The sequence below is a fragment of the Bacillus cereus group sp. MYBKT14-1 genome (genome assembly GCF_051915185.1).
In the GTDB taxonomy this organism is placed as follows: Bacteria; Bacillota; Bacilli; order Bacillales; family Bacillaceae_G; genus Bacillus_A; species Bacillus_A cereus.
In genome coordinates this window covers 494,375-512,691 of record NZ_JBQAEF010000003.1, presented here as the reverse complement: position 1 = coordinate 512,691, position 18,317 = coordinate 494,375, and the positions used below count along the sequence as shown (strand labels likewise).

The following is an 18,317-nucleotide window of genomic DNA, read 5'->3' as shown; positions in this document are numbered from 1 at the left end:
ATACAGAAAGGTTCCAAGAAAAACTTCACGGCCTTTCCCCGATAGAATATCGGGAAAAGGCCGTGGCATAATACTCTTTTTATTACTGTCTACTTGACAGGGAGATGACCAATCATTAGCTCTCTTTTTTTCATTATTTAGCTTCTGCTGTTTTTTCTTTTGCAGAACGTACTTGCTCGTCCGCATGGTAAGAAGAACGCACAAGTGGGCCAGCTTCACAGTGGCTAAATCCTTTGCTAAGTGCAATTTCTTTAAGCTCTGCAAATTCTGCTGGTGGGTAATATTTAAGAACTGGTAAATGCTTCTTAGATGGTTGTAGGTATTGCCCAAGAGTTAAAATATCCACATTGTTTGCACGTAAGTCATCCATTGCTTCAATTAAATCTTCTCTCGTTTCACCTAAGCCCACCATAATGCTCGATTTAGTTGGAATATCAGGCTGCATTTCTTTCGCTCGACGTAAAAACTCTAATGAACGTTCATATTTTGCTCTAGCGCGAACTCGGTCAGATAATCGACGTACTGTTTCAATGTTATGGTTTAAAATATCTGGTTTTGCATCCATTAACATTTTTAAGTTTTCTTCTACTCCACCCATATCAGATGGTAATACTTCGATAGACGTGAATGGGTTTTTACGACGTACTGCGCGTACTGTTTCAGCAAAAACAGCTGCTCCCCCGTCCTTTAAATCATCACGTGCAACCGCTGTTATAACAACGTGCTTTAAGCCCATTTGTACTACTGAATCTGCTACGCGTTCTGGTTCTTGTAAATCAAGCTCAGTTGGTAAGCCTGTTTTAACCGCACAAAAACGACAAGCACGTGTACAAACCGCACCTAAAATCATAAATGTTGCTGTTTTTCTTACAGCCCAGCATTCATGAATATTCGGACATTTTGCCTCTTCACAAACGGTATGAAGATTCTTAGAACGCATCATTTTCTTTAAGCCTGTATAGTTTTCATTCGTGTTTAACTTAATTTTCAACCATTCGGGCTTGCGCTTATATTCTGTTTGTTTTGTCATGGTTATCAACTCCGCACAATATGAAATAGTTTACCGTGTTCGCTTCTTTCAATGTAACATATCTATTCTAACGTATGAAAGCGATTTGCTCAAATGAAGATTCTAAGATTTTTTCCAATCGTTCCCTATAATGAAATACTCCGTATATCCCACACTAAAAAGAGTGATGTTGTGAAAGGAGTCTATTTCATGCTTCGAAAAATTTCTCTTTTGCTTTCTATTTGTTTTCTTCTCCACCAAAACATCGCTTACGGTGAAGATAATCAGCAAAGCATATACGAAAAGCGCATGGCACTATATAAAGAAACCGAGCAGTCTTCAGGCATTCCATGGTATTACTTAGCTGCAATGGATCAATATGAAAGAAATATACGGAGCGTAAGAAAAGATATTCCGAAAAAACCAGATGCCATCATTTCCCTTTATTTCAAACCAGAAATATGGGCTGGACCTATTAATAGTAACGATACTCTCCCCCATACAATTTCTCTATTTGGCGGAATAGGTTTAGATGGTGATAAAGATGGATTTGCAAATGCAAATAGCGACCGTGATCTTCTGCATACCGCAGCGACTATTTTAAGGAAACAAGGAACGTCAGAAGACCGTATTAAGATTATGCTCTGGGAATATTATAGACGTGCAAAAACAGTTGATTTAATTAGCGAATATGCCCAAATTTATAAACATTATGGCCGTATTAATTTAGAGGGAAATGCTTTTCCTCTTCCGATCCGTAGTGACCATAGCTACCGTAGTACTTTCGGCGCTGGAAGAAGTTTTGGCGGCAGAAGGATTCATGAAGGAACAGATATTTTCGCCGGATATGGCGTGCCAGTAAGATCGACTTGCTATGGCATTATTGAAACGAAAGGTTGGAACCGCCTTGGTGGATGGCGCATTGGTATTCGCGACCTTCATAACAATTACCATTATTACGCTCATTTAGGCGGGTTCTCAAAAGAAATACAGCTTGGACAAATTGTTGGGCCAGGGAAAGTAATCGGATTTGTTGGTAGCACTGGTTATGGACCTCCTGGTACAGCCGGAAAATTTCCGCCCCACTTACATTTTGGCATGTATAAAGACAATGGCTATACAGAATGGGCCTTCGATCCATACATGCATTTAAGCCTTTGGGAACGCAAAGAACGAGCAAATACAAAACGATAACCGTAGCTGCATTGCTACGGTTATTTTTTATCCATTAAAAGCCTGGCTGATCCGGGTTTCACTTTATTTACAACTAACTATCTGTTTTCTTTTTATCAGGTACAGCAACACTTCCACTTCCATAATACGTAGGCACTTCCCCTTGAACGATACGCGTCGCAATCGGAACATTTTGTTTCACCGTTATCTCTTTCGTATGAAATGGAATAATTACTTGCAATGTTACTTCCATTTCCATAACAATTTGAATCGCTGTAGTATTAATCCCATGCGGCTCAATTTTTTGTTTAATATCTGTATTCACATGCCCAATTGGCGTGAAATGAATCGGAATATCTGGTCCTATATTACCAAGAAGCGCATTATCAGTTACACGCCCAAAAGGAACTGCCATAGTCGCCCCGTTTTTTTCAGAAATACCTAGCTCCTTCAACTTTCCTTGTTCTACTTGCTGCAAATATTTTTCTATGTACGTGGTCGTTGACGTTACGATTTCATTTACTTGCTTTGTATTTAAATTAATTGTAGATACTTTTCCGTTTTTATCATTCTGTACTTTCATTAATGAATCTACATCGAATCCTTCATTAATTCGATCCTTTACTGCCTTCGTCATAATTGCCGTCGCCATTTTATGCGTCTCTACTTCCCCATATTTAATTAAGGTCGGCTGAATATTATTATTCACAATCCACAACCCTTGCGTAAGTAATATAATAAAAAGAATAAACGACATAAGCAGTATATACCGAAAGGCAATAGGTCCCCTTCGAAACCGCGAGTTTTTCGAGCGAAATATACTCATAAAAAAACCTCCTTCTTATATCATTTCTATGCAAGAAGGAGGGACGATATATGCTTATCTCATTTTTAATAATGCTTCTTTTCCAATCGTTCCTGCTGGAATGCCTAATGCTTCAGCTCCAGTCGTTACCGATTCTAGCGGCGCTTCAAGAAGTTGTTCAATCGTTCTTACACCAACCGCACGGCCAGCAATAATTCCTCGATCACCTAACTTCTCATTTAAAAGACCTACATCTAATGCACCACACATAATATATCCTTTATCGCTCATTACAGCTAGCAAATTTGTCTTTGGAAGTTTCACGCTAACCGCAATAAACGTATAATTATCAATTATAATTGGCTCCACATTAACCATAGTTCACACTCCTCTCTTTCTTATCTGTATGACAAGAGAAAAATGAGTGTTACAAGTTAACTAGCCTATAGTTTAACGGAAGATTTATAAGTTATTAACATATCTGTTAACACATCTCTAAGTAGTTCTGGCATATAATATTGTTTGTCAGAAAGTGTGGATAGCTCTGGGTATAAGTAGCCAAATGTAAACATATCAATTGTTCCTACTGTATATATACGATCTAATTCCAGCGATTCCCCGTTAATTAATACATCTTCGAGTAAAATTTTATTCCCAGGAATCGTATCTGGAATTACTTCTACACCCGCGTAAATCATTTTCCCCATCACTTTCCCACGAAATCCGAATCCTTTCACCTCAAGATTCTCCATATTCGGCTTACGTGCTTTCAAAATAACTTCTCTTAATATCTTTCCTGGAACTTTCAAAGCACACGGATTAATTGGATGTGGACAAATTCTGTGAATATCTCCGCGCGTTACGACACCCTCTTCTAACCCTTCAAGAAGTACACCAGCATTCACCATGCCAATTTCTGCACCGCACCATGTTTTCAGCGCACTTGCTAACATATGAGAAAACGGCGTCTCATGAAACCAATCAACCTGTAATGACTCTTTTAAATGAACGACAGGCTCTGCCATTATATGCTTACTTTCTTCCTGCAGTATTTCAATTGTGGATAACGGCTCGCTATAAGCACCTAACCGTTCCGTCTTAATCGCTCTACCGTCCTTTTTCAACAGCTTCTTCGTCTCTTTATCCACAGTAAGCTGCACGTGCCCAACGTAACGTCCCCACTTTTCACAGCAACAAAGTAAAGTATTATTCATTAGAACACCACGCTCAAATAAATGATGCGTATGTGCCCCTAAAATAACATCTATATCATAATGCTCTGCCATATACTCATCCATACTTTTTCCAAGGTGAGAAAGGACAACTGTTATATGAGCCTCATCTCTCACTTCTTCTAAAATAGACTCTAAATGGATAAGCGGATCTTCAATATGCCAATCGAGCATTTGATAAAACTCTGGATACGCAACAGTTAACCCGATAAAAGCAATCGTAATCCCATCTGTCGTTGTATGTAATTTATAAGGCTTTGCCCATGATGGACGTACACCTTCTTTTTCAAATAAATTTGCGACAAGTACTTCAAATCCAGCATCATCATAGAGCCGATTTAAATGCTCTTTCGCTAACGTAATGCCTTCATTATTTCCGATCGTTATATAATCATATAACGCCTCATTTAAAAGCTTCGTATTCCCAATCCCATTTGTCGCTTCCGAAATACTATGAAAACGATCCACATGATCGCCGATATCAATCGTCAAAACCGTCTCTCCCGCTTCCTGTCTTCGCTTTTTCTCCCCTAGAACAAACCGAGAAATTTGCGGCCAATTTTCAAAATGACTATGTATATCGTTTGTATGATAAAGGTGGATGATTGTTTCTTTATTTGTATTCAGAGAAAAAACCTCCTCTCAGTTCCTTACTGCCATTTACGCTATGCGCACACAATAATCCTGTAAATACTTTTCGTCTTTTCTTGCTATTTTACATTGTACTCGCATTGTGAGAAAAAGCAAAAGATTGTCCTTTTTATATGAGAAACTTTTGCTAATGCAGGAAATAATTCCAGATAGTGGAGGAAGGGGTGGATTTGTCAAAAAGTTTAATAGAGAATTCAGTGGGTGGTTGTTCAAGTGGATTTGTCAGTATCTTTGTCTTAAACCTAGTCGTTCTCTGTTCTTATAAAATATTTGGGGTATGTGAGGATTTTCTTTTGTCTTATCTTGTCGACAAATCGATATTCCTTGTCGAAACGTTGATATATTGAAATAATCGTTGATATATTCCCGTTTATGATCGATATATTTGAAAAATCGTTGATATATTTAGCTGAACACCCACCCGGGTATCCTCTCCCACGGCCAAGACAAATCCGCAAAACAAAAAAGCGCCCTGCACAGCAGGACGCTTTCTTCATACATATATTATCCAGTTCCAGCGGCTAGAATGTTCGGTGGCTTCACTTCTTCCTATGAGGCAAAAAGCGCCTCTACGTCAGAAGCTCCATCCCCCTCACATTCTGAACGAGCCGCTTCCACTTTAAATATGTCCAGCTTCGCCTCCTAGACCCTCATGTCTAAGAACCTTAGCCACAACGGGTCTGAACAGTCGGCTCCGCATTTCTATTTAACCGATAGAACCTTCCATCTCAAACTTGATTAGGCGGTTCATTTCAACTGCGTATTCCATTGGAAGTTCGCGAGTGAATGGCTCGATGAAGCCCATTACGATCATTTCTGTAGCTTCTTGCTCAGAAATACCGCGGCTCATTAGGTAGAATAATTGTTCTTCTGATACTTTCGATACTTTCGCTTCGTGCTCAAGTGAAACGTAATCGTTTTTGATTTCGTTGTAAGGAATTGTATCAGATGTAGATTGGTTATCCATGATTAACGTGTCACACTCGATGTTAGAGCGAGAGTTTTTCGCTTTTGGTCCGAAGTGTACGATACCACGGTAAGTTACTTTACCACCATGCTTCGCAATCGATTTAGAAACGATTGTTGAAGACGTGTTTGGTGCTAAGTGAATCATTTTCGCACCAGCATCTTGGTGTTGGCCTTTACCAGCAATCGCGATAGATAATGTTAAACCACGAGCGCCTTCGCCTTTTAAGATAACTGCTGGGTATTTCATCGTTAATTTAGATCCGATGTTACCGTCAATCCATTCCATCGTTGCGTTTTCTTCACAAACCGCACGTTTTGTAACTAGGTTGTATACGTTGTTCGCCCAGTTTTGGATTGTTGTATAACGGCAATATGCATCTTTCTTAATGATGATTTCTACTACCGCACTGTGAAGTGAGTTAGTCGTGTAAACAGGTGCTGTACAACCTTCTACGTAGTGTACGTGTGCGCCTTCGTCTACGATGATAAGCGTACGCTCGAATTGTCCCATATTTTCAGAGTTAATACGGAAATACGCTTGAAGTGGTGTATCAACTTTAACACCTTTTGGAACGTAGATGAATGATCCACCAGACCAAACTGCAGAGTTTAATGCAGAGAATTTGTTGTCTGTTGGTGGGATTACTTTTCCGAAATGCTCACGGAAAATATCTTCGTTCTCTTTTAATGCGCTATCTGTATCTTTGAAGACGATTCCTAGAGCTTCTAGGTCTTCTTTCATGTTGTGGTATACAACTTCAGATTCGTACTGTGCAGATACACCAGCTAAATATTTTTGCTCAGCTTCTGGAATACCTAATTTATCAAATGTTGCTTTAATTTCATCAGGTACTTCATCCCAAGACTTCTCAGATTTCTCAGATGGTTTTACGTAGTACGTAATTTCATCGAAATCTAAGTCGTTTAAGTCGCCGCCCCATTGTGGCATTGGCATTTCGTAGAACTTATCCAGTGATTTTAAACGGAAGTCTAACATCCACTGTGGTTCTTCTTTCATACGTGAAATTTCTTCAACGATCTCTTTTGTTAAACCGCGTCCAGCACGGAAAATCGAAACGTCTTTGTCTTTGAAACCATATTTATAATCGCCGATATCTGGCAGTTGCTTCGCCATGTTGGTGTGTCCCTCCTTAGATAACCTCGTTTTTAGGAACCTTTAACATTACTTATCTTCGTTTAAGCCCTTTTCTAACGCTTTCCACGCTAATGTTGCACATTTAATACGTGCAGGGAACTTGCATACGCCTTGTAATGCTTCAATATCTCCTAAATCGATGCTGTCATCGTACTCTTTTCCTAGCATCATGTCAGAGAAAATTTTCGAAAGCTGAAGTGCTTCTTCAATTTTCTTACCTTTTACTGCTTGTGTCATCATTGAAGCTGAAGACATTGAGATTGAACATCCTTCACCTTCAAACTTCGCCTCTTGCACAATACCTTCTTCTACTTTCATCGTAAGTTGAATACGATCGCCGCAAGTTGGATTGTTCAAGTTAACGGTAACACTATCTTCTAACACGCCATGGTTACGAGGATTTTTGTAATGATCCATAATAACTTGACGATATAACGTATCTAAATTATTAAATGACATTTGTGAAATACTCCTTTGTCTTGATTAGCGATTCAACAAATGTATCAATTTCTTCTTTTGTATTATATAAATAGAAGCTCGCACGTGCTGTTGAAGAAGCTTTTAGCCACTTCATAAGCGGTTGTGCACAGTGATGTCCTGCGCGAACTGCAATGCCTTCTACATCTAATACAGTCGCTACATCGTGAGGATGTACGTCTTCAATATTAAATGTAACAAGACCAGCGCGATGCTTTGGACCATAAATTGTAACGCCATCTACTTCTGATAGTCTTTCTAAAGCGTATTGCGCTAATTCATGCTCATGCTTTTCAATATTATCAAGACCGATTTCTTCTAGGAAATCAATTGCTGCACCAAGTCCGATTGCATTACCGATAATCGGTGTACCTGCTTCAAACTTCCACGGAAGCTCTTTCCACGTAGATTCTTGTAAATCTACGAAATCAATCATTTCACCGCCAAATTCAATTGGCTCCATATTGTTCAGCAATTCTTTTTTACCATATAATACGCCGATACCTGTAGGTCCGCACATCTTATGAGCAGATAATGCGTAGAAATCACAGTTTAAATCTTGTACATCCACTTTCATGTGAGGTGTACTTTGTGCACCATCAACGACCATAATTGCGCCATTTTCGTGTGCGATTGCTCCGATTTCTTTTACAGGGTTAATCGTTCCAAGTACGTTTGATACTTGCATAATAGAAACGATTTTTGTATTCGGTGTAACTGTTTGACGAACATCTTCTAAAGAAATTGTACCGTCTGGTTGAAGCGGAAGATATTTTAAAGTTGCACCAGTTTTCTTCGCAACTTGTTGCCACGGAATGATATTACTATGGTGCTCCATGTAAGAAATAACGATTTCATCGCCCTCTTTTACATTTTCAAGACCATAGCTAGCTGCTACTGTATTTAATGCAGTTGTCGTTCCGCGTGTGAAAATAATCTCTTCCATTGATTTCGCGTTAATAAACTTGCGAACTTTCTCACGTGCACCTTCATACGCGTCGGTAGCTTTCGTACCGAGCGTATGAACACCGCGATGCACGTTAGAATTGTATTCTTTATAGTAACGCTCTAACGTTTCAATGACTTGAATTGGTTTTTGAGAAGTTGCTGCACTATCGAAATAAACAAGTTGTTTGCCGTTCACTTTTTGATCAAGAATTGGAAACTGTTTGCGTATTTCATGAATATTCATTAGCGAACTTTCCTTTCAATTACCTCAACAAGCTGTGCTTTTACTCCTTCAATTGGAAGCTCATTAACTACAGGTGCTAAGAATCCATGGATGACTAAACGTTCTGCTTCGCGTTTTGGAATACCACGGCTCATCAAGTAGTATAGTTGGACTGGATCTACGCGACCTACTGAAGCTGCGTGACCTGCCATTACATCATCTTCGTCGATTAAAAGAATTGGGTTTGCATCACCGCGTGCTTTTTCATCTAACATAAGAACGCGAGAAGATTGTTGTGCATTTGATTTAGATGCACCGTGTTCAATCTTACCAATTCCGTTAAAGATAGATGTTGCACTATCTTTTTGTACACCGTGTTTTAAAATCCAACCTTCAGAGTGTTTACCGAAGTGAACAACTTTAGTTGTAAAGTTTTGTGTTTGGTTACCACGGCCAATTGTTACTGTTTTCGTATCAGCATATGAACCGTCGCCCATTAAGTTCGTAACATTCTCTGAAATTGTGTTTCCGTCATTCATAAGGCCTAGAGCCCAATCAATACGGCCGTCGCGTCCTACAACGCCGCGGCGGTTAACGTAAGTTGTTACGTCTTTTGCTAATAGATCAACCGCACCGAATTTCACTTGTGCGCCTTGTTCCACGATTACTTCTGCTACGATATTTGCAATACCTTTAGCATTTTCATTTGCAACGTAGTTTTCTACATAAGTTGCAGTACTGTTCGCATCAGCTACGAATAATACGTGGTTATATACGTTAGCTTCTTCGCCGTCTACTAAGAATACAGCTTGAAGTGGAGTTTCAAGAACAACGTTTTTCGGAACATATACGAATGCACCGCCGTTGATTAATGCAGCATGAAGTGCAGTTAGACGATGCTCGTCTACCTTCACGCCGTCTTTCATTAAGTACTTTTGTACTAGTTCAGCGTGCTCAGTTGCTGCTGTTACGATGTCTGTAAAAATAACACCTTTTTCTTTTGCTTCGTCTGCTAAAGAAACGAATGCAGTTGTACCAGTACGTTGCACTAATACGCTGTTATTTTCATCGATTAAGTTTTTCACTGCTTCTGGAAGTTCAGTTAAAGAACTTACAGGCTCTTGCTTAGCAGCGTCGCCTTTTCCGATAAAGTCCCATTTGTCAATTTTCGTTTTATCAGGCGTTGGCATTGGAAGTTCAGTTGCTTGTGCAAGAGCTTGTAAGCGGAACTCAGTCAACCAAGCTGCTTCGTTTACTTCGCTTGCGCGTTGACGGATTGTTTCTTGATCGAAAGGTAATGTACCGATTGTCATGTTTATGCTCCTCTCTTACGCTTCTTGCTCTGTTGTTTCGTCTTCAATACCTAATTCTTTTTTAATCCAGTCGTAACCTTCAGCTTCTAGACGTTGTGCAAGCTCAGGGCCACCAGATTTAACGATACGACCGTTCATCATAACGTGAACGAAGTCTGGAGTGATGTAGTTTAATAAACGTTGGTAATGCGTAATCATTAGGCAACCGAACTCTTCGCCGCGCATTTCGTTAATACCTTTAGATACAACTTTTAATGCATCGATATCAAGACCTGAGTCGATTTCATCTAAGATTGCGATTTTTGGCTCAATCATCATTAATTGAAGAATTTCGTTACGTTTTTTCTCTCCACCAGAGAAACCTTCGTTTAAGTAACGTTGTGCCATTTCTGGATCCATTTCTAGGAATTCCATGTTTTTATCTAATGTACGGATAAATTTCATAAGAGAAATTTCATCGCCTTCTTCACGACGTGCGTTAATTGCAGAACGTAAGAAGTCAGCGTTTGTTACTCCGCTAATTTCACTTGGATATTGCATTGCTAGGAATAGACCCGCTTGTGCGCGCTCGTCTACTTCCATTTCTAATACATCTTCACCGTCGATGATGATGCTACCTTCTGTTACTTCATACTTTGGGTGACCCATAATTGCAGAAGATAAAGTTGATTTACCTGTTCCGTTAGGTCCCATAATTGCGTGGATTTCTCCACCTTTTACTTCAAGGTTTACACCCTTTAAAATTTCTTTGCCATCAATTGATACGTGTAAGTCTTTAACCGTTAATGTAGAACCAGCCATCTCAATACCTCCATTAATCCTATATATACATTTTAAAAATTCCTAAAACGTTCATATTCTCATTTTATTCTCATTCTAATTTTATATCAAATAAAATGATATCGCAAACGACGAAAAAAAGTAACCGTTTTTTCACAAATGTATATAAGTATTTCCTTTACATCTTTCTATGATACACCTTTCTTCTTATTTATATAAAGAAAAAAGGACTGGTAATTTCCCAGTCCTTTCCTTATATTTATTCACTTACCGGAAGTACAGCACCTTTATATTCTTTATTAATAAAATCTTGAATTTCTTTTGAATGTAGCACTTCTACTAGCTCTTTAATTTCTTTTTTCTTCTCATCACCTTTACGAACTGCGATGATGTTTGCATACGGAGAGTCTGATCCTTCAATCGCAATTGCATCCTTCGTTGGATTTAATTTTGCATCAATTGCATAGTTCGAATTAATGAATAAAGCATCTCCCTCATTATTTTCATACAACTTCGGGGAAAGTCCAGGTTCAACATCTGTTTTAAATTTTAAGTTTTTCGGATTTTCTACTACATCTTTTACTGTCGCCTTAACAACATCTACACCATCTTTAAGCTTAATCACGCCGCCTTTTTGTAACAATGCTAACATACGGCCTCGCTCCGCTACGTTATTACTCATAATCACTGTCCCGCCATCCGGTAAGTCTTTTAAGCTTTTATATTTCTTAGAATAAATGCCCATAGGCTCTAAATGGATTTTTCCTGCGTTTACAATTTTATATCCCTTTTCTTGAATTTCTTTATCTAAGTAAGGAATGTGCTGGAAGTAGTTCGCATCAATTTCTTTATCCGCTAACGCTTTATTTGGCAGTACATAATCCTGAAACTTTTTAATCTCTAACTTAATACCTTTTTTCTCTAATATTGGCTGTGCCTTCTCTAAAATAACAGCGTGTGGCACGTTAGAAGCTCCCACAACAAGCTTATTCTCCTCTTTCCCTCCGCAAGCAGCTAATGTAAATACAGACAGCGCTGTAACAACTGACAGTAGAACCTTTTTCATATGATTTCCCCTTCTCCCCAATGGTTATGTAGTTATAAAAAGAGCCGGCATACACCAGCCCTTTTCAGCAATTATTCTTTTACAGGAACAACTGCCCCTTTATATTCTTTATTAATGAAGTCTTCAATTTCTTTAGAATGCAATACTTCTACAAGAGCTTTAATCTCTTTCTTATCTTTATCGCCTTTACGAACAGCTACTATGTTTGCGTATGGTGAATCATTTCCTTCAATTGCAATTGCATCTTTTTCCGGATTTAACTTTGCATCAATTGCATAGTTAGAGTTAATTAAAACAGCGTCGCCTTCTTTATTGTTATACACTTGTGGCAATAAACCAGGCTCGATATCCGTTTTGAATTTTAGATTTTTCGGATTATCTGCAATATCTTTTGGAGTTGCTTTAACTGGATCTATTCCGTCTTTAATTTTTAAAATACCTTCTTTTTGTAAAATTGCTAAACCACGTCCATGGTCAGCAACTGAATTACTCATAATAATTGTCGCTCCGTCCGGAAGCTCTTTTAAGCTCTTATACTTTTGAGAGTACACACCAATTGGTTCTAAATGAATTTTTCCTGCTACTTCAAAGTCATATTTTTTATCTTTAATTTCTTTTTCTAAATACGGAATGTGCTGGAAGTAGTTTGCATCTAAATCCTTATCCGCTAACGATTTATTTGGTAATACGTAGTCTTGGAATTTTTTAATTTCTAACTCAATTCCTTTTTTCTCAAGTAACGGTTTTGCCTTTTCTAAAATAACAGCGTGCGGTACGTTAGAAGCACCCACAACAAGTTTCTTTTCATCTTTATCTTTCCCGCCACAAGCAGCTAATCCAAAAATTGAAGTTGAAATAAGTGCCGTAAGTAACAATTTTTTCATTTGAAACATCCTCCCGTTTTTCATTATCGTTTATCTATTCGAGTCGTTAAACTATCACCAATCCACTGAATTAAAAATACAACTAGTAATACACAAATTGTCGCAACGATTGTTACATCGTTATTCCCTCTTTGGAATCCTTCTAAGTAAGCAAGTGTTCCAAGGCCACCAGCACCAACAACTCCTGCCATTGCTGTATAGCCTACTAAAGCAATTGTCGTAACCGTAATACCAGATACTAATGCTGGTAACGATTCTGGAATTAACACTTTCAAAATAATTGTGCTTGTTTTTGCTCCCATTGCTTTTGAAGCTTCAATTACACCTTTATCGATTTCGCGAAGTGCGATTTCAACCATTCTCGCGTAGAATGGTGCTGCTCCAATAATTAAAGCCGGCAAAGCTGCACTTGCTCCAAGAATTGTTCCAAGAAGAATCTTTGTGAATGGGATTAATAAAATAATTAAAATGATGAATGGTATAGAACGGAATATATTTACGAATGCTCCAATCACCGTATTAATTGATTTGTTTTCCCATAAATTATCTTTTGCTGTCATGAAGAGTAACAATCCTAAAATGAGTCCTAAAACAAATGTCGCAAGAGCTGCGATTGCCGTCATATATAACGTTTCACCAGTTGCTTCTAACATTTGATTCCAATCAACATTTGCAAGTAACTTATCCATGTGCAATCACCTCCAGCTCTACTTGATCTTGATGAATTCCTTCTATTGCTTGCTGGATCGCTGTTTCCTCACCATTTAAATGAACAACTAAACTACCGTAAGAACCGTTATTCGTTTGTGCGATATTTCCTTGCAAAATGCTAACTTCTATATCACTGCGTTGCATCAATCGTTGAAGCACTGGTCTTTCTACAGCCTCACCGATAAACTGCAAACGAATTACTTTTCCATCTGGATATTTTTCAATTAAACTTTCAATCGTTTCATTTGTATCTTCAGAATCCGTTAACTGCTGTACAAATCGTTTCGTAATATCTTGCTTCGGATTACGGAATACATCAAGTACTGGACCTGTTTCTACAATCTTTCCTTTCTCCATTACCGCAACACGATTACAAATCTTTCGAATTACGTGCATCTCATGTGTAATGAGTACAATTGTTAAACCAAGGCGCTTATTAATGTCTAATAGTAAATCCAAAATTTGATCTGTCGTTTCCGGATCAAGAGCTGACGTTGCTTCGTCACATAAAAGCACTTGTGGATTGTTAGCTAATGCTCTTGCAATCCCGACGCGTTGCTTTTGTCCCCCGCTCAGCTGAGATGGGTACGCGTCTCCTCTTCCTTCTAATCCAACAAGATGAATTAATTCATCAACACGTTTTCTTCTCTTCGCTTTATCAACACCTGCAATTTCAAGTGGAAACTCTATATTTTCACGTACAGTTCGTGACCAAAGTAAGTTGAAGTGTTGAAAAATCATTCCGATTTCTTGCCTTGCCTTACGAAGTTCACTTCCTGTAATTGCTGATATAACACGATTCGCAATTGTAATTTGACCAGAAGTCGGTTTCTCTAACTGATTAAACAATCTGATTAAAGAACTTTTCCCAGCGCCGCTATATCCAATAACACCAAATATTTCGCCTTTTTCTATTTTTAAATTGGCGTTATCTACAGCAGTGACATCACCGCTTTTCGCCTTATATATTTTCTTTACATTCTCTAATAGAATCATGATGTTCACCCCTTTTTTAAATAAAAAGCGCAAGCGGCTCGTTTAGAACAAGAGGGCGTTTGAATCCCTGACGTAGAGGCGTATTTTGCCTCATAGGAAGGGATGAAACGACCGACTGTTCTAGCCGCTGGAGCTAGATTTTTGGTCAACTCCGCAATTTTTTATTTTTAATGCGTGTAGTCAACTGTTATCATTACTTTTATTATTTAAATGTCCTCCACATTCAAACAATAAAAAAACCTTTCTGCTTTAGAGAAGCAGAAAGGTTTATATGCGTATATAACAACATTATCCCTCTCTCTCATCTCTCAAAGCATTCGCTTTGCAGGAATTGGCACCATTTCAACATAAGTTGACGGTTGCCGGGCTTCACAGGGCACAGTCCCTCCACCTCTCTTGATAAGAGAAATCAGATTCAATTTTCGTCTGATTTGAAATTTATGAAATTGTCTATATTTTATGACTTGAATTGTATCAATATACACTCACCATGTCAACAGAAATTTTCGCAAAAAATGAAACTTCAGAATTTTAAGCACCTACTGACATCGGTTTACATATATGAAACATCGATTCCACTAATAACATCGTTCGGTACGTTCCCGAATATTGTACACGTCCATCATTCATTAGCATTTGCAATCGTACATTTCCATTCACCAATTGTTCTATATCCTTTTCATCTAAGCAAATGATTTGTTCCGTTCCTCTTTCCTCATGTACCAACTCTATATAATCTCTTGAAATTTGTAACGAACAACTTTCATCTCCAAAGCGAAAATTAACAGTTTTTTCTTCTTGTCTTAAAAGCGGTTCTAAATGATATTGACCATTAGCGTAATTTACAAATGATTGAAGCAAAGAATATAATCTCACCCTAAATCACATCCTTCATATCACTTTCTATTACATACCATTCCCTCTCACTAAAGAGCAATCCTGTTATTTTCGCTCGACAAATACTGTATCCATCCTGCATCTCGACATATTTCCCAAGAAATATGTCGAGGCGGCAAAATTTTTGCCACCTACTTTAATTCCGTATATAAATATTCAACCGAATGAAATGCGTATATCTTCTTCATCAGTGTCCCATTTTCAAAAACAAGTAAACAAGGTACACTTTCAATCCCATACTCTTTTGCTAAATGCGGAGCATAATTTAAATCTAACATCCCAATTTTCAAATCTTCAATTGTCATCTCAACCACTGTTAACATCTTTTTTGCTAATTGGCATGTTCCACACATTGGAGTATATACATATAATACTGTTTTTTCTTCGTTCTCTATTAGGGCTGTAGCTTCGGCTCCTGTCCAATCAATCACTTCTATCATTCCTTACCGTAAATATTCTGTATAAACGTCAATGTCGGCTCCCCATAATACATTTGCTAAGTGTGTAGATGGCGCAGTTGCCACTTCTCGGTACGAGCGATCAATATAGATATGCTCGGCTTGCGGGAATTCTTTTCGAAATTGTTTCCTTAACTTTTCTCCAGCATCATCAGCATCCACTAGCACATACACTTCCTTATCAAAAAATTGATCAACGAGCTCATCCATTTTCGACAAACCAATTGTACCATTTGTACAAACAATTTCCACCGGTTCACGAATAATAGATTCAATCTTTCTTCTATCTGATGTACCTTCTACAATAATGACTTTTTCTACATAAATCATATGTCATCACCCGATCACCATATACTATATAACCTTGAACTTAGTATATAGTATATTCGTTATTTTCATGTTGTTTCCTGTTTATTTTTGCAAAAGAAAAGCGGAACCGACTGCTTAGCCCTGTTGGCTAAGGTTCTTTCGCACAGAAGACGCTTTTTGTCTTCTCGTGCGGAAGGTTCTTAGACATGAAGGGCTAGGAGGTGGAGCTGGACAATGAAAAGCGCAAGCGGCTCGTTTAGATTGTGAAGACTTATGAAACCTTACCAAAAAACAGTTTTTCTCATAATAGCTTATTTATTTACATATAACTTGAATTTCATTATTTCACAAAAAATAAAAAAGGACAGCACAAAGGCTGTCCTTTAGTCGACTATAATTAGTCTTGGTTTGTCATTTCTGCATATTTTTCTGCAGTTAATAACTTCTCAACTTGGCTTGCATCAGAAAGTTCAACTTTAACCATCCATGCACCCTCGTATGGAGATTCGTTAACAAGTTCTGGTTGGTCACTTAATTCTTCGTTTACTGCTACAACTTTACCGCTTACAGGTGCGTATAACTCAGAAACTGTTTTAACAGATTCTACGCTTCCGAATGGCTCGTTAGCTTCGATTGTTGCACCTACTTCAGGAAGTTCAACGAATACGATATCGCCTAGCTCACCTTGTGCAAAGTGAGTGATACCGATAACAACTTCATTACCTTCAGTTTTTACCCATTCGTGTTCTTCAGAGTAACGTAAATTATTTGGAATGCTCATGACTGTACCTCCAGTGAATGTATTAATTATGTAAAAATACCTTATTGGTACTTTTTCCACACACTTTCAAACTGCTCTTCGTTAAAACCAAGTGTTACATTCGTTCCATCTGTTACAATTGGACGTTTAATCAACATGCCATCAGATGCTAAAAGCTCATACATTTCGTCTTCGCTTGCATCTTTCAACTTATCTTTTAGACCAAGTTCACGGTAACGCATTCCACTTGTATTAAAGAATTTTTTTAATGGTAATTCACTTTTTTCATGTAAATTACGTAAATCTTCTTTTGATGGTGGATTTTCAACAATATGAATCATCTCATATGCTACATCGTTTGCCTCAAACCATTTCTTTGCCTTTTGACATGTGCCACACTTTGGATATGAATAAAATGTTACTGTCATAAATTCACCTACTTTTTTACTAACCTTTACCTTTATCATATAGAAAACGTTTTATTATTTCAAACCATTATTCGCTAAACTTTTACTTATTTCGTGATAATTTTTAATAATCCTGCGAATTTTTCTTATTTTTCCGCCATTTGTTAAGAAAAAAATAAATATATAAATTTTTTAGATTCTGCACCAAACATATATCTTAAACAAGCGTTTGATTAATTCTCCATTCTCTTTCTTAACCTTTGAACTACAGGAGTTTCTTTCTACCGAACATACAGCTTAAACAAACGTTTGATTAATTCTCTATTTTTCTTTGTTAACCCTTGAGTTACATCGGTTTCTTCCTACCGAACATACAGCTTAAACAAACGTTTGATTAAAAAAATAAGAAGCCTCTTTTGCAGGCTCCTTCATTATCTATTTAAATAATCTGCAATTGTTTGAAATACGACGATATACATATTATGAATACTTTCTTCTGTATTTCCACCATTCGATAAACCAACTGCCCATTGTTGTCCTTCACCACTTCCGATATTCGCAAACCCTTGCGTATACATAGCATTTACATCTTTTCGGGCACTGTTATACTCTATCCCTTTTGTAATAAAAATCGAATATGATTTATCTTGTAAACCGATAAAAAACACTGGTTTCTTTAGTGATGAAAATACATTTTTATATTGCTCTGTTGAGGCTTCTTGAAAGTGATCTTTCATTATTAGAAAACCATCTACTTCCTTAGATTTCTTTTCCAGTTCCTCTAACTTCATTTCCTCAAACTTTATATTCCTAAACGTATCTTTCGGTTTTTCTCCAACAACTCCAATTACGAGTGCTCTTCCGTTATATTCTAATTTCTCTCCTTCTTTATCCTTTGCACACCCAGCACCGACTAGGCATATCAATATAAAAAATAAGAAATACGATAAACGCTTCATTTAGCACCCTCCCCTTCTTTTTAGTCAAGTGACAAAAACGTAAGGTTAATTCAAGAAAATGTAAGTAAAATCGATAGCCCAATTCACGTTTCTATATTATAATCAATTGAATTTACTTACATTACTAAACATAG

Annotated in this window: 21 protein-coding genes and 1 riboswitch; of the genes, 2 read left to right on the top strand and 19 right to left on the bottom strand. The window is 37.7% G+C overall.

The annotated features are described in order from the left end of the window. A partial coding sequence (locus ACTFO4_RS12505) for an IS3 family transposase (RefSeq protein ID WP_325782447.1) occupies nucleotides 1-71 on the top strand: 71 nt, incomplete at its 5' end. Between the two features lie 62 nt (nucleotides 72-133). Here the strand turns inward: ACTFO4_RS12505 and lipA are convergent. After that, nucleotides 134-1,030: a lipoyl synthase gene (gene lipA, locus ACTFO4_RS12500; RefSeq protein ID WP_000166372.1), complete on the bottom strand. Its 897-nt coding sequence runs from the start codon at nucleotides 1,028-1,030 to the stop codon at nucleotides 134-136. 189 nt (nucleotides 1,031-1,219) lie between these two features. Here lipA and ACTFO4_RS12495 point away from each other — a divergent pair, with 189 nt between their 5' ends. Next, the gene (locus ACTFO4_RS12495) at nucleotides 1,220-2,203 is read left to right on the top strand and encodes a M23 family metallopeptidase (protein WP_017674511.1); all 984 of its coding nucleotides are present in this window, start codon (nucleotides 1,220-1,222) and stop codon (nucleotides 2,201-2,203) included. A 73-nt stretch (nucleotides 2,204-2,276) separates the two neighbouring features. On the opposite strand, the gene yunB is transcribed toward ACTFO4_RS12495, so the two are convergent. From yunB to ACTFO4_RS12405, 18 genes are all read right to left on the bottom strand, one after another. Then, entirely contained in the window at nucleotides 2,277-3,008 is a 732-nt protein-coding gene (yunB, locus tag ACTFO4_RS12490; protein ID WP_000021800.1) for a sporulation protein YunB, read from the bottom strand. A 54-nt stretch (nucleotides 3,009-3,062) separates the two neighbouring features. Further along, the gene (locus ACTFO4_RS12485; RefSeq protein ID WP_000248466.1) at nucleotides 3,063-3,365 is read right to left on the bottom strand and encodes a YunC family protein; all 303 of its coding nucleotides are present in this window, start codon (nucleotides 3,363-3,365) and stop codon (nucleotides 3,063-3,065) included. A 65-nt stretch (nucleotides 3,366-3,430) separates the two neighbouring features. After that, on the bottom strand, nucleotides 3,431-4,822 hold the full coding sequence (locus ACTFO4_RS12480; RefSeq protein WP_079998843.1) for a bifunctional metallophosphatase/5'-nucleotidase: 1,392 nt from the start codon (nucleotides 4,820-4,822) through the stop codon (nucleotides 3,431-3,433). 754 nt (nucleotides 4,823-5,576) lie between these two features. Continuing rightward, nucleotides 5,577-6,974, bottom strand: a complete 1,398-nt coding sequence (sufB, locus tag ACTFO4_RS12475; RefSeq protein ID WP_001118827.1) for a Fe-S cluster assembly protein SufB — start codon at nucleotides 6,972-6,974, stop codon at nucleotides 5,577-5,579. A gap of 48 nt (nucleotides 6,975-7,022) precedes the next feature. Further along, entirely contained in the window at nucleotides 7,023-7,454 is a 432-nt protein-coding gene (gene sufU / locus ACTFO4_RS12470) for a Fe-S cluster assembly sulfur transfer protein SufU (RefSeq protein WP_000009523.1), read from the bottom strand. Continuing rightward, entirely contained in the window at nucleotides 7,444-8,664 is a 1,221-nt protein-coding gene (gene sufS, locus ACTFO4_RS12465) for a cysteine desulfurase SufS (RefSeq protein ID WP_001020767.1), read from the bottom strand. Before sufS ends, sufU begins: the two co-directional genes overlap by 11 nt. Further along, nucleotides 8,664-9,956, bottom strand: coding sequence for a Fe-S cluster assembly protein SufD (gene sufD / locus ACTFO4_RS12460; RefSeq protein WP_000152167.1), 1,293 nt, complete (start codon nucleotides 9,954-9,956; stop codon nucleotides 8,664-8,666). Before sufD ends, sufS begins: the two co-directional genes overlap by 1 nt. Before the next feature lie 15 nt (nucleotides 9,957-9,971). Next, entirely contained in the window at nucleotides 9,972-10,757 is a 786-nt protein-coding gene (gene sufC / locus ACTFO4_RS12455; RefSeq protein ID WP_000929160.1) for a Fe-S cluster assembly ATPase SufC, read from the bottom strand. A 238-nt stretch (nucleotides 10,758-10,995) separates the two neighbouring features. Then, on the bottom strand, nucleotides 10,996-11,802 hold the full coding sequence (gene metQ / locus ACTFO4_RS12450) for a methionine ABC transporter substrate-binding lipoprotein MetQ (RefSeq protein WP_000757013.1): 807 nt from the start codon (nucleotides 11,800-11,802) through the stop codon (nucleotides 10,996-10,998). 71 nt (nucleotides 11,803-11,873) lie between these two features. After that, entirely contained in the window at nucleotides 11,874-12,686 is an 813-nt protein-coding gene (gene metQ, locus ACTFO4_RS12445) for a methionine ABC transporter substrate-binding lipoprotein MetQ (RefSeq protein ID WP_000735099.1), read from the bottom strand. Between the two features lie 23 nt (nucleotides 12,687-12,709). Further along, on the bottom strand, nucleotides 12,710-13,375 hold the full coding sequence (locus ACTFO4_RS12440) for a methionine ABC transporter permease (protein WP_000359401.1): 666 nt from the start codon (nucleotides 13,373-13,375) through the stop codon (nucleotides 12,710-12,712). Next, the gene (locus ACTFO4_RS12435) at nucleotides 13,368-14,393 is read right to left on the bottom strand and encodes a methionine ABC transporter ATP-binding protein (RefSeq protein WP_000601775.1); all 1,026 of its coding nucleotides are present in this window, start codon (nucleotides 14,391-14,393) and stop codon (nucleotides 13,368-13,370) included. The genes ACTFO4_RS12440 and ACTFO4_RS12435 overlap by 8 nt, the downstream gene beginning before the upstream one ends. A 298-nt stretch (nucleotides 14,394-14,691) precedes the next feature. Then, a riboswitch (SAM riboswitch) is annotated at nucleotides 14,692-14,799 on the bottom strand. 125 nt (nucleotides 14,800-14,924) lie between these two features. Next, nucleotides 14,925-15,269 (bottom strand): hypothetical protein, encoded by a 345-nt coding sequence (locus ACTFO4_RS12430; RefSeq protein WP_001242139.1) that lies wholly within the window; start codon nucleotides 15,267-15,269, stop codon nucleotides 14,925-14,927. A 152-nt stretch (nucleotides 15,270-15,421) separates the two neighbouring features. Beyond that, on the bottom strand, nucleotides 15,422-15,730 hold the full coding sequence (locus tag ACTFO4_RS12425) for a thioredoxin family protein (RefSeq protein WP_002008881.1): 309 nt from the start codon (nucleotides 15,728-15,730) through the stop codon (nucleotides 15,422-15,424). 3 nt (nucleotides 15,731-15,733) lie between these two features. Continuing rightward, nucleotides 15,734-16,078, bottom strand: a complete 345-nt coding sequence (locus tag ACTFO4_RS12420) for a toprim domain-containing protein (protein ID WP_000640870.1) — start codon at nucleotides 16,076-16,078, stop codon at nucleotides 15,734-15,736. Between the two features lie 376 nt (nucleotides 16,079-16,454). Continuing rightward, nucleotides 16,455-16,838, bottom strand: coding sequence for a glycine cleavage system protein GcvH (gcvH, locus tag ACTFO4_RS12415; protein ID WP_000026897.1), 384 nt, complete (start codon nucleotides 16,836-16,838; stop codon nucleotides 16,455-16,457). 41 nt (nucleotides 16,839-16,879) lie between these two features. Continuing rightward, nucleotides 16,880-17,245: an arsenate reductase family protein gene (locus ACTFO4_RS12410; protein ID WP_000218968.1), complete on the bottom strand. Its 366-nt coding sequence runs from the start codon at nucleotides 17,243-17,245 to the stop codon at nucleotides 16,880-16,882. A 410-nt stretch (nucleotides 17,246-17,655) separates the two neighbouring features. Beyond that, the gene (locus tag ACTFO4_RS12405; RefSeq protein ID WP_000826874.1) at nucleotides 17,656-18,183 is read right to left on the bottom strand and encodes a hypothetical protein; all 528 of its coding nucleotides are present in this window, start codon (nucleotides 18,181-18,183) and stop codon (nucleotides 17,656-17,658) included. Nucleotides 18,184-18,317: the final 134 nt, after the last annotated feature.

What these genes read in the sequence shown, in the direction of transcription:
- lipA (WP_000166372.1), bottom strand. Translation starts at nt 1,030, where the DNA reads ATGACAAAACAAACAGAATATAAGCGCAAGCCCGAATGGTTGAAAATT.
- ACTFO4_RS12495 (WP_017674511.1), top strand. Translation starts at nt 1,220, where the DNA reads ATGCTTCGAAAAATTTCTCTTTTGCTTTCTATTTGTTTTCTTCTCCAC.
- yunB (WP_000021800.1), bottom strand. Translation starts at nt 3,008, where the DNA reads ATGAGTATATTTCGCTCGAAAAACTCGCGGTTTCGAAGGGGACCTATT.
- ACTFO4_RS12485 (WP_000248466.1), bottom strand. Translation starts at nt 3,365, where the DNA reads ATGGTTAATGTGGAGCCAATTATAATTGATAATTATACGTTTATTGCG.
- sufB (WP_001118827.1), bottom strand. Translation starts at nt 6,974, where the DNA reads ATGGCGAAGCAACTGCCAGATATCGGCGATTATAAATATGGTTTCAAA.
- sufU (WP_000009523.1), bottom strand. Translation starts at nt 7,454, where the DNA reads ATGTCATTTAATAATTTAGATACGTTATATCGTCAAGTTATTATGGAT.
- sufS (WP_001020767.1), bottom strand. Translation starts at nt 8,664, where the DNA reads ATGAATATTCATGAAATACGCAAACAGTTTCCAATTCTTGATCAAAAA.
- sufD (WP_000152167.1), bottom strand. Translation starts at nt 9,956, where the DNA reads ATGACAATCGGTACATTACCTTTCGATCAAGAAACAATCCGTCAACGC.
- sufC (WP_000929160.1), bottom strand. Translation starts at nt 10,757, where the DNA reads ATGGCTGGTTCTACATTAACGGTTAAAGACTTACACGTATCAATTGAT.
- metQ (WP_000757013.1), bottom strand. Translation starts at nt 11,802, where the DNA reads ATGAAAAAGGTTCTACTGTCAGTTGTTACAGCGCTGTCTGTATTTACA.
- metQ (WP_000735099.1), bottom strand. Translation starts at nt 12,686, where the DNA reads ATGAAAAAATTGTTACTTACGGCACTTATTTCAACTTCAATTTTTGGA.
- ACTFO4_RS12440 (WP_000359401.1), bottom strand. Translation starts at nt 13,375, where the DNA reads ATGGATAAGTTACTTGCAAATGTTGATTGGAATCAAATGTTAGAAGCA.
- ACTFO4_RS12435 (WP_000601775.1), bottom strand. Translation starts at nt 14,393, where the DNA reads ATGATTCTATTAGAGAATGTAAAGAAAATATATAAGGCGAAAAGCGGT.
- ACTFO4_RS12425 (WP_002008881.1), bottom strand. Translation starts at nt 15,730, where the DNA reads ATGATAGAAGTGATTGATTGGACAGGAGCCGAAGCTACAGCCCTAATA.
- ACTFO4_RS12420 (WP_000640870.1), bottom strand. Translation starts at nt 16,078, where the DNA reads ATGATTTATGTAGAAAAAGTCATTATTGTAGAAGGTACATCAGATAGA.
- gcvH (WP_000026897.1), bottom strand. Translation starts at nt 16,838, where the DNA reads ATGAGCATTCCAAATAATTTACGTTACTCTGAAGAACACGAATGGGTA.
- ACTFO4_RS12410 (WP_000218968.1), bottom strand. Translation starts at nt 17,245, where the DNA reads ATGACAGTAACATTTTATTCATATCCAAAGTGTGGCACATGTCAAAAG.
- ACTFO4_RS12405 (WP_000826874.1), bottom strand. Translation starts at nt 18,183, where the DNA reads ATGAAGCGTTTATCGTATTTCTTATTTTTTATATTGATATGCCTAGTC.